This is a genomic window from Vibrio mediterranei (assembly GCF_900088415.1).
Taxonomy (GTDB): domain Bacteria; phylum Pseudomonadota; class Gammaproteobacteria; order Enterobacterales; family Vibrionaceae; genus Vibrio; species Vibrio mediterranei.
This window is the reverse complement of record NZ_FLLQ01000007.1, coordinates 26,385-42,247: the sequence shown is the minus strand read 5'-3', so window position 1 is coordinate 42,247 and position 15,863 is coordinate 26,385. Positions and strand designations below refer to the sequence as shown.

Sequence of the window (15,863 nt, the reverse complement as noted above, 5' to 3'; positions counted from 1 at the left end):
GTTAAAATTGAACTGATTTGGTGCAATTTGTAACGACCGTTTAAAGCGTAGATAATGATTTGTGATTTCTCAAATTATTAATTTAAATAGTGTTTTGAGTTGCCACATACGTCTAAACAGTAGTTAGAATGACGAAATGTGATGATTTTGTAAATAGTGCAGCTTGGCACCAAAAAGGTGCTTTAGAGAGTGGTATGTTATATTTGTGTTAAATTAACATGATCGGCCGTTTTATTGATTTTGGTTCAAATTTTTGACTAATAAACATTAAAAATTCAGTGAAAAATTGTTTTGTGACCAATGTCTCGGTGACAAATATGCACCGTAATGGTGAATATGAATGAATAGTTATTTCGTTTAGAAAAGGAAATTTATGCGTTACTTTCCACTGTTTATGGATTTACTAGATCGACCAGTTTTGGTCGTAGGGGGCGGAGAGGTCGCGTGCCGAAAAGTGGATACTTTAACGAGAGCAGGGGCTCGCGTAACGATAGTATCACCTCAACTAGAGCCTTACCTTGCTGATTTAGTCGAGCAAGGTAAATGTTTATGGGTAAAGCGTTTCTACGAAGCTGAGTTAATGCATCAGGACTTTGTGCAAGTTTGGGCGACAACTGATAACCCAGAACTTAACCATCAGGTGCATAAAGATGCTAAAAAAATGGGTATTTTGGTAAATGTCGTTGATGATACTCCGTATTGCGACTTTATTACTCCATCAATAATCAATCGCGGCCGCGTTCAAATTGCCATATCAAGTGGTGGTGCCTCGCCAGTTCTAATTAGAGGTATTCGTGAAAAGCTTGAGTCCATACTTCCCATGAATACGGCTCAGCTGGCGGATTTTGCCGCAAGCAAACGTGGTGATATTAAACAGCATTTCGCTACCGTTGATGAGCGACGTAAGTTCTGGGAGCTGTTTTTCAACGAACCTAGGGTAGTGGAATGTAAGAATAATCATGAGCTTGAGCTCGCCTATCAACAGCTCATAAACAGTGACACAGAGTTTTCCAATGCCTGTACGTGGATCAAGTTTGGTGTTGACCCTGAACTCCTGCCTATTAAAGCACTAAGGATTATGCAAGAGGCTGAAGTGGTGTTCTTTGACAAGAGTTGTCCATTCGGATTTGTTGATTTAGTTCGACGGGACGCAGAGCGCATCGAGTTTCAAGATATCGCACAAGTCTCTCAAGACATTCAGAAACGCAAAGCAAACAAAGAACGTATAGTAGTGTTTGTAGACCCGCAATCTTCCTCACATAGGCTTCTTAAAGAGGGCGATGAGGAAATTGGCTTGGCGCAGATAAAATAAAAGGGCGTTAACGCCCTTTTATTTAAAACGACTAACTCGAGTTAGTCGCGGAAGTTATTAAACTGGAATGGTTGACCCAGTTCGCCATTCTTAACTAACTGCATAGTTGCTTGCAGGTCATCGCGTTTCTTACCTGTTACGCGGACTTTGTCACCTTGAATCGCGACTTGAACTTTAATTTTCGAGTCTTTTACCAGTTTCACGATTTTCTTTGCAACGTTGGTTTCGATACCTTGCTTGAACAATACGGTTTGGTGCCATTGTTTACCTGATTGTTCAGCCGTTTGTGATTCCATCGCGTTTACATCAACGCCACGCTTAGTCAGGTTACCACGCAAAATATCGCGCATTTGCTTAAGCTGGAAATCGCCTTCACATGAAAGTTTTACGGATTCATCGTTTTGAGAGAACGATGCTTCGACGTTCCTAAAATCAAAACGCGTCGCCAGTTCACGGTTTGCATTGTCTACAGCATTACGCAGTTCTACTGTGTCGATTTCTGAAACAATATCAAATGACGGCATGTTAACCTTCCTTCTCGTTACGTTGTTTTACAGCATCAGCAAGAATGTCTAGCATTTGAACGGTATCATTCCAGCTAAGGCAAGGATCTGTGATTGATTGTCCATAAGTTAAGTTATGGAGATCTTCCATGCTCTGGTTACCTTCTTCTATGAAGCTCTCAGCCATGATGCCTGAAATCTTGTTGGAACCAGAGATGATTTGACCAGCGATGTCTTTTGCAACGTCGAGTTGCTTACGGTGTTGTTTTTGGCAGTTTGCGTGACTGAAGTCAACAACTAGGCGAGCTGGCAAGTCGAATGATGCTAACTGATCGCATGCTTTCTCGATAGACGCTTGATCGAAGTTTGGTCCTGTGTCTCCACCACGTAGAATCACGTGACCGAATGGGTTACCACTGGTGCGGTATACTGTCATACGACCATGTTTATCTGGTGAGTAGAAATAGTGCTGTGCTCTCGCGGCGCGAATCGCATCAATAGCAATTTTGATGCTGCCGTTGGTACCGTTTTTGAAACCAACAGGGCAAGATAAAGCTGAGGCCATTTCTCGGTGAATTTGCGACTCAGTAGTACGCGCGCCAATTGCACCCCAAGTGATAAGGTCGGCGATGTATTGGCCGGTAATCATATCTAAAAACTCAGTTGCCGTAGCCAAACCAAGTTTGTTGATGTCTAGAAGCAAACCACGAGCTTTGTTCAAGCCAGTCTCAAGCGCATAAGAACCATCAAGATTAGGGTCCGTAATTAAGCCTTTCCATCCAACAACAGTGCGTGGTTTTTCAAAGTAGGTACGCATGACGATAAATAGTTCGTCTTTATACTCGTTTTGAATTGCACTTAAACGCTTAGCATAGTCTAGTGCAGCTTCAGTATCGTGGACTGAACAAGGGCCCACAATGCAAAGAAGACGATCATCTTCTCCACTTAAAATACTTTCAATTTGACGGCGAGAATTAGCAATGCGCTCTGCAACGTCATCCGTAATTGGGTGATTCGTACTCAATTCTGACGGAGTCGGCATTGGACCTAATGCCTGTGTTCTTAGTTCATCTGTCTTTAATGGCATGGTGCAGCCTGCAAATTTATTACGAAGCGGTAAAGATAAACGAAATGACAGTTAGAATAAACCTCTAATCCGGAGATAACCGTATCATTTGCATTGATTCGTCCTTCATAAAACACACATTGGTTAAATTAGAATCAAAGTTTGGCTTTATCCTCGTGCTACAAAAATAGTGGTCACATTTAATTAAAAGGAATCCCTTGTATTCATTGGCGGGAGTCGGTATTTTTCCTTTAAAGCAAATAACAACAGCACGGAGCAGCAATGGGGTACGACACTATCCAAACTGGCCAAGAAGAAGCCGAATCAACAACCAACCTGAACCTTGGAAATGTACTGCCTAGTTTTGGCGAGCAGCAGCAACCTGCTACCCATCTTTATGTATCTATTTCTGAGCTCATTATGGAAAAGATATTCTTTCACCCCAACTATGCCTCAATGGTTGACTCTCTCGATACCGTAGAGCTCGAGGCAATAAATGCTATCTTAGGTGAGCAAAGTGCTTCAGAGTTTTTTGTTGAGACGTTGGTGAATGCAATTAAAGCGGCGAATATTGCTTCTTACGACACCGTACGTCTTGAACTCAATGATGCAAATAGCTACGAGATGAGCGCTCTACTAGGTGGAGGCGCGGAACCTGATGAGGTTAACCCTTGTCTGGGACTCCGTGGTGTCTCCCGATTTGCTTCTGACGCTTATAAAGCGTGCTTTGCGCTTGAATGTGAAGTGATAAAGCGTTTGAGAGCAGACGGTATTAATGTAGAAATCGTTGTGCCTTGTGTACGCGCCTTGAGTGATGCCGCTAAAATCATTGACCGACTCGCTGAGCAGGGCTTGCCACGAGGCCTTAATGGTCTCAAAGTACTGTTTGCTTGCGACACTCCTTCTGCAGTGCTGCTGTCTGAGCGTTTGCTACAGTATTTCGATGGATTGGTAATTAAAGTTGAGAGCTTGACTCAATTGACCTTAGGTGTCGACATTAATCAAGAAGAGCTGGTTCATCTATACGACCCTCAAAACGAAGCGGTACTAAAGCTAATTAAAGAAGCGGTTACCGCCTCTAAAGAAGCGAGAAAACCGGTTCTACTAACGATTGGGGCACTTGACGACTATCCAGTCCTTAAAGACTTCATTGCTGAACTGGGTAGAATCGACGTGTATTCCACCGCAGCTTAATCACGGCAGTATTTAAAGTGAAAAGCTCCTACCTTCATAAGAAGTTAGGAGCTTTTTATTAACAATTTTTTGACATCTTCGTGGCTTTCTAGTTTACTGGTCAGACAAGTATAGATGAGGGAAGTCGTATGTTATCGCCGTTACAAAAGGCTAATTTTTACCTTAACGCGTTCGGGTTTATGAAGGTGCCGTTAATTTGGTTATGCCGTCCAAAATTATTGGAGCTGAACGAGGAAAAGGTCGTAATTAATATTCCATTAAGGCGACGTACGAAGAATCACTTAAACAGTATGTATTTTGGCGTGCTTGCGGTAGGTGCTGATGTGGCCGGCGGATTTATGGCGATGAATAAAGCGCAAAAACGGGGTAATAAAGTGTCGTTGGCATTCAAAGAGGTCGAAGGCAAATTTTTGAAACGTCCAGAAGCTGACGTTCAATTTGTATGTTCTGACGGAAAGCTCATTGATGAAATGTTAGATGAGACGATAAGAACGGGAGAGCGTGTAAACAGACCGGTAAAGATTACCGCCATCTGTCCATCACTACATGGCGACGAACCAATGGCGGAGTTTTCGTTGGTCTTGTCATTAAAAGCTAAGGCTGCGTAACCTAGCCAACCAAACTGTGTGCACTCAAACTTTTAGTACTACAGCGAGATCTGTTCTATATCGACAATTTTCGAACGGCTGAGCACAATTTTCCAACGATAGTAAACGGGTTCGTTACCATGGTTGTGCTCCTTCACAATTAGGTTGAGCAAGTGACGTTTTTCTAACGATTCTTTCACTACTTGACCGTCTTGGAGCTTATAAAAGCGGTTGTTGGATTTGTCCATCAATCTCGTCAGCGCCCGGAAGTTAATATTGAGGATTTCGCGAGTTTGATCATAACCACTGGTAAATTTTGAGGTGGCCATGTCGGTCAGCGCGCGATAGTGCAAGATTTCTTCTTCTCTTTGAACCACGCGTTTCTTACGAATAGACTTAATTCTATCAGGCATCTTTTCGAACGTTGTATAATCCAGCCACTCAATTTTCCTGCCTACATCTTTCTTTGTAGTTGCATCGATATAACGTCTGCGCCACTTAGGTTTTCCTCTTTGTATCCAGCGCCACATAATATCGCGTAGGTCATCTTTAAATACTTCACGCAATGCGTAGATAACAGATAGAACAAGAATAAATGAAGCGGTAATCTCGCCCAGATAATCGCGTGCTAATATGACCGCAGACGTTACGAATAACATCACAAGTCCAGTCGCTGTACCTTTGATAACCCGTTTAGTATTACTGCCGACGGAGGTTGACTTTTCTTGCAGTACAACAGGATGTTCAATCAAGCGGCGCAATAACCTCATCTTGTTGCTAAGACGGGTCGGATCTTTGCGAACTTTTTCGGAGTTGTAGTTGTTTAGATTTCGATGTGCCTGTTCTTTCTCGACAATGGTAATAAGCCGATCTTTTAAAGGGGTATATGCCTTACCATTAGGGATATAGACGACGAGTTCGAGAAACTTCTGCCCGGTATACCAAGATAAGTAATTATCAATGTTGGCATAGTGACGTTTAAGGCTTTCTTCGTAAGGAATCGAACGGCGCATCTTCTTAAGAATATCGAGAGCGAGCTCAATGACTTCATCTATCTCATCTGCAGTGACGTCTTCCTTCGCCGTTTCTTTTAAGGTTGCCACAGCTTTATCGAGAGCGATAACGTATTGGTAGGCGAATAGGCTCAAACTGACGCGGTATTGAGTATTAGAAAGGCGTCCTCGTTTTGCTAGTCGCGAGTGAACGAGCGGCAGAAGTGTTTCATTACTATAATAGGCTCGCTTCTGCGAAATTGAATCGTAGTAGAAATCTGTTTCTGATACTAAATGTGACTTCATCCCTAGTTCGTTCGGGACGAATAAGTAAACATCTAAATCTAATCTTTTTGAGTTGGCCATCACGTGTGCAATTTTGAGTGTAATGGCGTCTTGCTTGTCGACGGTGATCAAACAACTTCTCCGTGTGCTTTGATAACGTTAAGCATATCAGAACCAAGGTAAACTAGCATCTTAAAGCGAGTCAGGTATAATCGCGCCAATTACCCCAATAGAGATAAACACAATGATTAACGTAGGTCGTATCAACCAGCTAGAAGTAACAAAAGAAGCGGATTTTGGTTGGTTTTTAGACGGAAAAGATTACGGTTCGATTTTATTAACCAAGAAGCACGCTCCTGAGGGTGTAGCGGTTGGTGATGTTGTTGATGTTTTTCTCTATTTTGATGCGGACAACCAAATTGCTGCAACCACAGAAAAACCAGTTGCACAAGTTGGTGAGTGGGGCCTGATGAAAGTTGAAGGCGTAAACAGCATCGGCGCATTTGCCAGTTGGGGAATTAAAGAGAAAGACTTACTTATTCCTTTTAGCGAACAGCGTGGTCGCCTGTCAGCAGGACAAACGATTCTTGTTTACGTGTACACCGACAAAGCATCCGGCCGTATCGTTGGTACCACGAAATTTAACAAGATTCTAGACAAAACACCTGCACAATATACAAAGAACCAGCAAGTTGATTTGCTCATCGCTGAACGCAGTGACTTGGGTTACAAAGCGATCATTAATGGTGAACACTGGGGAATGATTTTCCCTTCGGATGTATTTGGTAAGTTATTTATCGGTAAGCAGTTGAAGGGCTTTATCAAGCAAGTTCGTTCTGATGGTAAGATAGACTTGACGCTTCAAAAAGTGGGCGTTGCGAAAATGGATGATTTAAGTGAAAAAATCCTAAGTTTACTAGAGAAGAAAGGTGGCTTCTTACCATTGAGCGATAAATCTACGCCTGAAGCGATTTTTGCCACCTTCAAAACCAGTAAAGGTACATACAAGAAGAGTATCGGTGGTCTATATAAGCAAGGTAAGATCAGTATTGATAAAGATGGTATCCGTTTGATTCAAGACTAATCAAAACTAGCGATAAAAGTTCAGACCAAAAAGAGGCCCAAAACTGATCCTGATTTGGGCCTAGGGGAATGGCTCATGGAGAGCCTACGCTAACTGTTTTAAACAAACCTGCCTTCAAGAATGCGTCGCTATGCTTCTTTACGTCAGTGCTTAGAATCTTTACTTTAAACGGCCATTGCGTTTAATTGCCTATGTGTTGATAACCTTTAAAGTGTAGTACAGAACAGGAAAAAAGCGATGTGACCAGCGGTTTTAGCTAGCTAAAACCGCTATGTATTTGGCTTAAAACAGGTTTTTGTCGCGCACCAACTCTCTTGGAAGGCCATTCTTTACTCTATTTCCAACCCATTTACCCAAACCAATAATAAAACCGTTATAACTAACGAACACTTCACCTTTGCCGGATAAGCCCTCAGGCCTTACGTCTCTACCCATAAACCACTCTCTTGCGTCCTCTTTAGATAGGGGAACAGCGGTTGTATCAGTATTAGTCAGAGCCGTTGCGACTTGGTGTTGCCAGCGATAACCTTTTTTATGTTGTTCCGCGATCTTGATACCCATGCGCGAGAAACGAAACTCTCCCAACATTGGTTCTAGCGCTTCTGGGAATAACCAAATGTCATTGTCACGCTTCCATAATGTGCTGTGTTGTGGAACGGAAATACTCATAGTTTGTTGCAGTTGAGTGACAACGTCACTTGATTCTTTTCGAGTTAATGGCTGAAAAGGAAACTTACCGAGCCGTTTCTTTACCGTTGGAGCAGGATGAGTTCCTGTTTTCTTAAACTTGGCAATAAAGAAGCCTTCGCTGTCGTAGGTTTGCGGGAAAACGTGCAGAAACCCTTCTTGTGTTGTCGCTTTTTCTGCATCAGGGAACAGCTGTTGCAATGACGTGATTTCAACAGCATCTCCAAACGTTTGTGTGAGATGAAGGGCAACCTGTTGGTTTTCTTCTGGACTTAAAGCACAAGTAGAATAGACCAGAGAACCACCTACTTTTAGGGCATGAAATGCACTTTCAATCAGGTCTTTTTGGGTTTGAGCAATATCTTTGGTAGACGCTAAACTCCAGTTTTTCATCGCATCGGCATCTTTACGAACGGTTCCTTCCCCTGAACACGGTGCATCTAAGAGAATGGCATCAAACTGTTCTGGCAACCATCCGCCAAACACGCGAGCATCGTAGTTACTCATTGCAACATTACTGACGCCACAACGTTCGATATTGGCGTGCAATACTTTAACGCGGCTAGCAGCAAACTCATTCGCTACCAATACCCCTTCGTTATTCATCAATGCGGCAATCTGAGTCGTTTTTGAGCCGGGAGCGGCGGCCATGTCCAAGACGGCTTCAAATTTTTCATCACCACAAAATAAAGCACTAGGCGGCAGCATAGAACTGGCTTCTTGAATATAGAATAATCCGGCCATATGTTCGGCGGTGTTGCCAAGAGGAACGATGCTTTCGTCAGCATCAATCCAAAATCCCTCTTCACACCAAGGGATGGTCGTTAATTCCCAACCATTTGTCTGCGCTTTTTTTAAAAAGTCATCAATTGAAGTTTTAAGGGTATTAACGCGAATACTCTTTCTTAAGGGTCTTTGACAAGCGGCGATGAAGTCTTCCATGTTGAGAGTGCTAGGGAGGAACGTTTCAACATGTCTTAAGAAGTCTTCTGGGAGGTAAACATTGGCGTGCAAAATGATGCCTTTCGATAGCTGTGTTTATTTAGCAGCGAATTATATACCTAGCGGTAATCAAAGCAAATAAAAGCCCGCTATTGCGGGCTTAGGAAAGGCGTCTTTTGTTCGATTAAGGAGTAGGGATCGGCGTGCGCCATTTTTTCCAGTTTTCTTCTGCAGACTTGTTTAAATAAAACGACTGTCCAGCCTCTGCTTGAGGTTGAAGCTGTTTCCCTTCTGGAGTAGAGAAAGTAATCCCTCCTCGAATCAGGCTATCAACCGTACCAGCCTTGATGTTAGCCCCGGAGAGGCCAATTTGCACATCTAAACCAGACACATTCCAAAACACGCTATTGGAACGGACTAAATACGCATAGTGAGGATCAATTTGAATGGTGGAGATAACACGATCAGCGAATGTGCCAAGCTCGACGTCAGTGACACGACCTACTTCAATGTCTCGATATAGGATAGGTGTTCCTGGTTTAATTGAGCCGCGAGTTTCACTTTGCAGTGTATACTCAACGCCGTTCTCTACTTTAGGAAAATCGTTAAGATCGAAAACCTTAGAAGCTTTTCCTTTACCAGGTTCTACCGCTATGTATTGGCTAACAATAGCGCTTAGATTCTTCACACCGTTAAGACCGATTTGCGGTTTAACCATCCAATAATACGTGCCAGATGTCGCCAATTGATTGACATATTCCGGCAGAATCCTTGCTATTACTTCAACACGCTCTTTATCGAAATCTGGAACGGTAAGCATCACTTCACCAACTTTTACCCCTTGGTATTTTAGCGGCATACCTTTACTAACTTGTTGGTCCGTTGTCGTGGTATAGAGAGTAATAGATTGACCAAATTTACGAGCTGAATTGAAGTCCTGATATAGTTTCCAGTTCTTTCCTGTTTTGTTGTTGATACCCGGCATGCTATCAAATGCGATACCACCATCGATAAGTGTTTTGAGTGGCGCAGCTTTAACATTAATTCCAGATAAAGAGGCTTCAACTTCAACGCCAGAACGATTCCAAAATACGGTTTGCGGTGTAACGAGGTGCTTGTATTGGTTATCGATGCTCGTTTGAATATAGACACCGCCATCGGTCAATGAGTAGTTTGATACGCTACCAACCTGCATATTTCGATATAGAACAGGACTACCTTCTTGGATTGGAGGAAGCTCATTAGCGAATAGTGTCAGGCGCATTGAACCCGTTTGGTCATGTTTTGCTAACTCAGCCAACGATTTGGTCTGGAACAAGGCAAATTCCGCACGGTCTGTTTTTAAACCTTCACTGACAAAACTGATAGAGCCTGTGAGAAGTTGTTTTGCAGGTGGGACAGTAACGTTGAGTCCTGCTTTAGTTAACTCAGCGGTAGCACTGCCTGTTACGAAAAAGCGGTTTTGCGAGCGAATCAGATCTTTGTACTCAATATCAATGGAGATATCCATTGCCACTTTGTCGTCCACCAGTTCCACGCTATTTAACGTGCCCACAGGAATACCTCGATAAAGGACGCTGCTACCAGGCTCAAGACCAAATGAGTTCTCAGAAAGTAGGCGTATAGCGATAGATTTCGCTTGAACGCGGTCGAGCTCGTCTTGTTTAACCGCCACAAAGTCACGGGCTTGTTCGCCACTTCCAGGGACGAGCGTTAAAAAGTTTCCAGTAATCAGATTTGATAGGTTTTCAACCCCAGACAGTGACACTTTGGCTTCTTCCAATAAGAACAATGTGCCCTGATTGAGCATATCACTGAAGGCTGGCTCGATAGATGCTGAAGCAATGATAGAGTCTCGTTCCCCGCTTAGTGCCAAATTGTTGATACGACCGATCTCAAGGCCGCGATACATAATCGGTGAGCCATTGGCCTTCAGGTTGCTGTTGTCGGGAAGGGCAATGCGAATTGGAATACCTCGACCAGCGGTTTTAAGATCTTTGTACAGTCTAAAATCTGTCCCAGCTTTTACCGGTTCACCACCGTCGGGAGAGTCTACGGCAATGGCACCTGCGAGAATAGCACTCAAGCTCTCAAGACGAATGTCGACACCTTGAAAACCAACATTAGCACCGATGCCACTCACATTCCAAAAGCGGCTCTTGTCAGTGATGATGTGACGAAACTCGTCTTGAATGGATGCTTTGATAATTACGGTTTCAGCATCATTATCAAGTTTGAAGCTATAGACTTCACCAATTGGAATTTTTCTGTAGACGATTTTTGAGCCTACTGAAATGCCCCCTAAGTCTCTTGCCTTTAAAGTAACGGTTAACCCGTCGTTAACGGCCAGTTCTGTAGGTACTGACTCAAGAGCCACGTATTTGGATTTCGCGCTATCGGATTCGGTAGCAGGGAAAATCGATATGTAGTTGCCGGATACCAGAGCGTCCAATCCAGAAATGCCAGATAGCGACGCGGAAGGTTTTACCAACCAAAATTTCGTGTCTTCACCCAGTAATTTGGTTGCTTCAGGATATATATCAGCATCGACATAAATGTTACTCAGGTCTGCTGATAGATTGATGTCTCGCACCATACCAACCTCTAAGCCTTGATAGCGAATAGTCGTTCTACCTGCTATTAATCCTTGCGCATCAGAGAAGTAGATTTGCACTCGTTGACCGGCATCATGTACGGCTTTTGCTAATAACCAACCAGCCAAGGCGATGGTCAAAACAGGCAAGATCCAGAGAGGAGAGATGCGTCGATCTTTCTTAATCTCTGGGCTATAGGACGGTTGTTGTTGATTCTCGTTACTCATTAAAGCTACTACTCAACTTTGGTTTCAGGTTGCAAGGAAGGTTTCGAATTATGTCTGTCCCACAGTAATCGTGGGTCCAATGTTTCGGCCGCAAACATAGTTAATACAACCACTATACCGAAGGCAACGGCACCAAACCCTGGGGTGAAGTTCAAAATCTGGCCACGGTCTACTAGGGTAAGCATGATTGAAATGACGAACAGATCAGTCATCGACCATTTTCCGATCCATTTAATCGCTCGGTAAATGCTCATTTCGACTTTATGATTTTTAACCTTGTCGAATTGAATGCAAAACATCAGATAGCTGAGGCCAATAATCTTAGCTACGGGTACTACGATACTTGCCACAAAGATAATAATGGCAATGCCTAGCATGTCATTGTTAATAAGCGATGCGACCCCAGAAAAAATAGTGTCTTCTAGGCGTTGTCCATTGGTAATTAGGATTGAAATGGGCACAAGGTTGGCTGGGAATATTGCGACGGTAGCGGCAATAAGCAGTGCCCATGTCTTTTGCATAGAGTTGGGCTTGCGGTGGTGCAATGGATTGTGGCAACGAACGCAAAACTCAGCGTCGGGTTGTGATAAATGGCATGTGTGGCAGTGGATTTCTTTTGCTTCTACTGGCAATGAGCTTTCTGCTTGCCAACTTTCCCAATAACGTCGTGTGCTTACTCGGTTCACTAGAACAATAGTAAGTACTTGTAGGATCACCAAACTATATAGTGCATTACCAACGTAGATATCCGAATAATCTTGGAGCTTAAAACAGGAAATCGCAACACTAATCAGGAAGACATCCAACATCACCCAGTGCTTACTGTGCGAAAGAATGTTGAGCGATATTTTTAGCATATTAAACCAACGATACTTCAGTGCGACATGAGCAGTTAGTACTGTGGCACACATAGCGAGTGGGGCAATGGTGTGGCAAAAAAGGGTTAACAAAGCAAGCCCAGGGTAGCCTTCCTTAATGAGGGCAAAAACCCCTTCCATTAAGGTACCTTCAATCATCATTCCTACAAGTCGGATAGTAATAAAGTCGAAATAATGAGACGGTACAAACAGAAGTAGGCAGGTTATTGCTAGCGCGAGGTTGCCACCAATTGAGTAACTTTCGCTGCGATATAGTTGAGTACCGCAACGAGGGCAATCAGCACTGTAGCCTTTTTTTAGGTCGACGATGTCAACAGGCAGTTCACAGCATTGGCATAAGCGAACTTGGGTAGGTGTTCGCGCGTGAGAACAAGCACTCATCTTTCATTACCTGCAAAAGATGAGTGTGTTGCTGTGGAGTTAACTTGCTGATTGCACTGAGCCATAAAGTGTCTGATACAGTCCTTCTGCTTCGACCAATTCGACGTGCGTTCCTGATTGAGTAACTTGTCCATCTTCCAGAACATAGATGAGATCGGCCTGTTTTACTGCTGATAGTCGGTGCGCGACGATCAACGTGGTGCGGCCTTTCAAAAACTCAGTCAATGCGGTGTGTAAAGCCGCTTCGGTAGCAGTATCGAGTGCAGACGTCGCTTCATCAAGGATGACGAACTGCGGATCGCTTAATATCATTCTAGCAATAGCGAGTCGTTGACGTTGTCCTCCAGACAACCGAATACCATTGCGACCAATTTGTGTTTCCAGACCGTCGACTAACTTGTCAGTGACGTCTTGTAGCTGAGCAACTTTGAGCGCATTCCAAATGGAGAAGTCGTCATACTCTCTGCCAAGTGTCAGATTATGCCTCAAGCTGTCATTAAAAAGTATAGGTTGCTGTAAAACAACAGCAATTTTATCTCGAATTATGTCGAAACCTATGTCGTCGGTGTTAATACCATTGAAGCAAATTATGCCACTGCGTTGTTTATAAACACCGATAAGTAACTGAATGAGAGTTGACTTGCCTCCGCCACTTGCTCCCACTAGAGCAACCTTCTTACCCGCTGGGATATGCAAGTTGAGTTTATTGAGTACGTCTTTATCCTGATCATAAGAGAAGGAGACGTTTTCAACAGCGACATCAACCTCGCGATCAGCTTTGAATGGGTTGACTTTGCTATTGGCGCGCGGCTCTTCTTCCAATTCGAGTAAGCTGTTGATTCTTGTTAGTGCGGCTTTTGCGCTATACCATGAGAATTGAATGCCTAATAATTCCTGAACAGGACCCAGCATGAACCACAAGTAACCAAAGACAGCAAAGATTTGCCCGATGGTGAGATCGCTAAATAGCACCATGACCATTGCTATAGCTCTGAATAGCTCGAAGCCAATTAAGAAAAGGAGAAACGACAGTCTACCTGCGGCTTCAGACTGCCACGCGTATTTATCGGCGTTACTGCGAACTTCATTGGCTTGTTCTTTGAGCTGTTGTAAGAAATCTCGTTCTCGGTTAGCTGCTCTAAGTTGATAAATACCATCAAGTGTTTCAACTAGGCGATTTTGAAACTTTTCGAACGCTTGGTTTTCTTGTTTTTTTAGATGCTTAACCATTCCGCCCAATTTTCGGGAGAAATAGACGACGATTGGGTTGACCAATAGGATAAACAGGCCTAGGCGCCATTCTAGCCACAGCAAGACAATAGCGGTGCCAAAAACGGTTAGGAAGCTAATAATAAACTTGCTTAACGTTGAGCCAATGAACTGGTCAATGGTTTCAATATCAGTAATTAAATGCGCATTAATACCGCCACTACCACGAGTCTCATATTGTTTGATGCTGATACGACCGAGCTTGTCTATCATCTTGCATCGGATTTTATAAGTAATAGTCTTGGAAACCAGCGTAAACTGGCGACCTTGAAGAATATTAAGACCTTGACTGACAGTACGCATAAGAACGACGAGCACTAAAGTAACAGCGATGTAACCTATAGATGTCTGCCAACTGTCTAGCATGATCATATTCATATACTGCAAACCGGTGGAAGGTTGGTTGAGCAGCACTTCGTCGACCATCAGTGGCATTAATAATGGGATAGGGACGCTAATGAGCGTAGCAATGAGAGCGATAATATTCGCCGCAATAAGTCGAGACTTATGATTTTTTACTTGAGTTATTAACCAGGAACGGCTAATAGTGTCTTTCGTACTTGTCATGCTTTTGAGAATAGTTCCTATTACGATTTTGAGGCATTGTACTGGTATTGTAAGATATTGAAAGTGTTATTGATGGACGTATCATGAATCTAGAAAACTATGAACGCTTGGCGAAACAGGCCACAGCACTCATTGAATCCGAAACGGATTTTATTGCTAACCTATCTAATATTAGTGCACTTCTTTTCATGGAGTTAGATGATCTTAACTGGGCCGGCTTTTATTTAATGAAACAGGGCGAGTTAGTGTTAGGCCCTTTCCAAGGAAAACCAGCGTGTGTTCGCATTCCAGTCGGTCGTGGTGTCTGCGGCACTGCGGCAGAAACCAACACCATACAACGTGTATACGATGTACACGCGTTTGAAGGTCACATTGCATGTGATGCTGCAAGCAACTCAGAGATTGTGATTCCATTTTCGATCGGTGGTGAAGTAGTCGGCGTCCTAGATATTGATAGCCCAACAATTGGTCGATTCAGCGAAATAGATGAAGAGGGACTAAAAAACTTCATGAATTCGGTAGAAAAGGTGCTCAATTCACATACAAACGCGGCTTAAAATGAAATTTGCCTGTGGTTTTTCTAGTGCAGGTCACTATAATACCAAGAATATTTTTCTTAATGCTTCGCGGATAACCGCATTAACCAGGAACCCACATGGAAAACACTGAGAAGTTGAAGAACAGCAAAGAAATTATCGCGTATATTGCTGAATGTTTCCCTAAATGCTTTACTGTAGAAGGTGAAGCAAAACCACTTAAAATTGGTATCTTTCAAGATCTTGCTGAACGTTTAAAAGATGACGAGAAAGTCAGTAAGACTCAGCTACGTGCAGCGTTAAGACAATACACTTCTTCTTGGCGTTATCTACACGGTGTAAAACCGGGTGCAGTGCGTGTTGACCTAGATGGCAATGAATGTGGTGAGCTAGAAGCTGAGCATGTTGAACACGCGCAAGCTACACTGGCTGAAAGTAAAGCTAAAGTTGCAGCTCGTCGTAAAGAACAAGCTCAGAAAGCTCGTGAAGAAGGCAAAGCAAAACCTAAAGCTAAAAAGCCTCAAGCACGTAAGCCACAAAACAATACTAAGAAACCAGCGAAAGTAAATACGCCAGTTGAAACGCGCGCTTTGAATGCAGATGAAATGATCATCGGTAAGCAAGTAAACGTAAACATGGGCAAAGGGAACATGGCTGCGACCATTGTTGAAATCAATAAGGAAGATGTGCGCGTTCAGCTAGTAAATGGCCTACAAATGGTTGTTAAAGCGGAGCACCTGCGCGCATAAAGGAGAAATT

The 15,863-nt window shown here is 43.3% G+C and carries 13 protein-coding genes; 6 read left to right on the top strand and 7 right to left on the bottom strand.

Annotation, left to right across the window (positions count from 1 at the left end):
- Nucleotides 1–373: 373 nt before the first annotated feature.
- Nucleotides 374–1,312, top strand: coding sequence for a siroheme synthase (locus tag VME0621_RS18830; protein WP_062459768.1), 939 nt, complete (start codon nucleotides 374–376; stop codon nucleotides 1,310–1,312).
- A 41-nt stretch (nucleotides 1,313–1,353) separates the two neighbouring features.
- Here VME0621_RS18830 and VME0621_RS18825 read toward each other — a convergent pair whose 3' ends face one another.
- Together VME0621_RS18825 and VME0621_RS18820 are read right to left on the bottom strand one after the other, a co-directional pair.
- A complete protein-coding gene (locus VME0621_RS18825) occupies nucleotides 1,354–1,836 on the bottom strand; it encodes a YajQ family cyclic di-GMP-binding protein (protein WP_038230458.1) in 483 nt (160 codons plus the stop codon).
- 1 nt (nucleotide 1,837) lies between these two features.
- Complete coding sequence (locus VME0621_RS18820; RefSeq protein ID WP_038230460.1) at nucleotides 1,838–2,902, bottom strand: 3-deoxy-7-phosphoheptulonate synthase; 1,065 nt, start codon at nucleotides 2,900–2,902, stop codon at nucleotides 1,838–1,840.
- Nucleotides 2,903–3,163: 261 nt separating this feature from the next.
- Here VME0621_RS18820 and VME0621_RS18815 point away from each other — a divergent pair, with 261 nt between their 5' ends.
- Complete coding sequence (locus VME0621_RS18815; RefSeq protein WP_062459771.1) at nucleotides 3,164–4,075, top strand: putative PEP-binding protein; 912 nt, start codon at nucleotides 3,164–3,166, stop codon at nucleotides 4,073–4,075.
- Nucleotides 4,076–4,203: 128 nt separating this feature from the next.
- Nucleotides 4,204–4,683 (top strand): PaaI family thioesterase, encoded by a 480-nt coding sequence (locus VME0621_RS18810; protein ID WP_062459774.1) that lies wholly within the window; start codon nucleotides 4,204–4,206, stop codon nucleotides 4,681–4,683.
- A gap of 38 nt (nucleotides 4,684–4,721) precedes the next feature.
- Here VME0621_RS18810 and VME0621_RS18805 read toward each other — a convergent pair whose 3' ends face one another.
- Nucleotides 4,722–6,071, bottom strand: a complete 1,350-nt coding sequence (locus tag VME0621_RS18805; protein WP_062459777.1) for a hypothetical protein — start codon at nucleotides 6,069–6,071, stop codon at nucleotides 4,722–4,724.
- 112 nt (nucleotides 6,072–6,183) lie between these two features.
- On the opposite strand from VME0621_RS18805, the gene VME0621_RS18800 reads away from it, so the two are divergent.
- Nucleotides 6,184–7,023 (top strand): CvfB family protein, encoded by an 840-nt coding sequence (locus VME0621_RS18800; RefSeq protein ID WP_038230470.1) that lies wholly within the window; start codon nucleotides 6,184–6,186, stop codon nucleotides 7,021–7,023.
- Nucleotides 7,024–7,305: 282 nt separating this feature from the next.
- Here the strand turns inward: VME0621_RS18800 and rsmF are convergent, their stop codons facing one another.
- The 4 genes from rsmF to VME0621_RS18780 form a co-directional block, all read right to left on the bottom strand.
- Nucleotides 7,306–8,724: a 16S rRNA (cytosine(1407)-C(5))-methyltransferase RsmF gene (gene rsmF / locus VME0621_RS18795; RefSeq protein ID WP_062459780.1), complete on the bottom strand. Its 1,419-nt coding sequence runs from the start codon at nucleotides 8,722–8,724 to the stop codon at nucleotides 7,306–7,308.
- A gap of 112 nt (nucleotides 8,725–8,836) precedes the next feature.
- Nucleotides 8,837–11,473 (bottom strand): PqiB family protein, encoded by a 2,637-nt coding sequence (locus tag VME0621_RS18790; RefSeq protein ID WP_062459783.1) that lies wholly within the window; start codon nucleotides 11,471–11,473, stop codon nucleotides 8,837–8,839.
- An 8-nt stretch (nucleotides 11,474–11,481) separates the two neighbouring features.
- Nucleotides 11,482–12,732: a paraquat-inducible protein A gene (locus VME0621_RS18785; RefSeq protein ID WP_062459786.1), complete on the bottom strand. Its 1,251-nt coding sequence runs from the start codon at nucleotides 12,730–12,732 to the stop codon at nucleotides 11,482–11,484.
- Nucleotides 12,733–12,771: 39 nt separating this feature from the next.
- Nucleotides 12,772–14,568: an ABC transporter ATP-binding protein gene (locus VME0621_RS18780; protein ID WP_062459789.1), complete on the bottom strand. Its 1,797-nt coding sequence runs from the start codon at nucleotides 14,566–14,568 to the stop codon at nucleotides 12,772–12,774.
- Nucleotides 14,569–14,651: 83 nt separating this feature from the next.
- On the opposite strand from VME0621_RS18780, the gene msrC reads away from it, so the two are divergent.
- Nucleotides 14,652–15,125, top strand: a complete 474-nt coding sequence (msrC, locus tag VME0621_RS18775) for a free L-methionine (R)-S-oxide reductase MsrC (RefSeq protein WP_006074540.1) — start codon at nucleotides 14,652–14,654, stop codon at nucleotides 15,123–15,125.
- Nucleotides 15,126–15,223: 98 nt separating this feature from the next.
- Nucleotides 15,224–15,853 carry an RNA chaperone ProQ gene (gene proQ, locus VME0621_RS18770; protein ID WP_006074539.1) on the top strand — a complete coding sequence of 210 codons (630 nt, stop codon included), beginning with the start codon at nucleotides 15,224–15,226 and terminating at the stop codon, nucleotides 15,851–15,853.
- The last annotated feature ends 10 nt before the right edge of the window (nucleotides 15,854–15,863 follow it).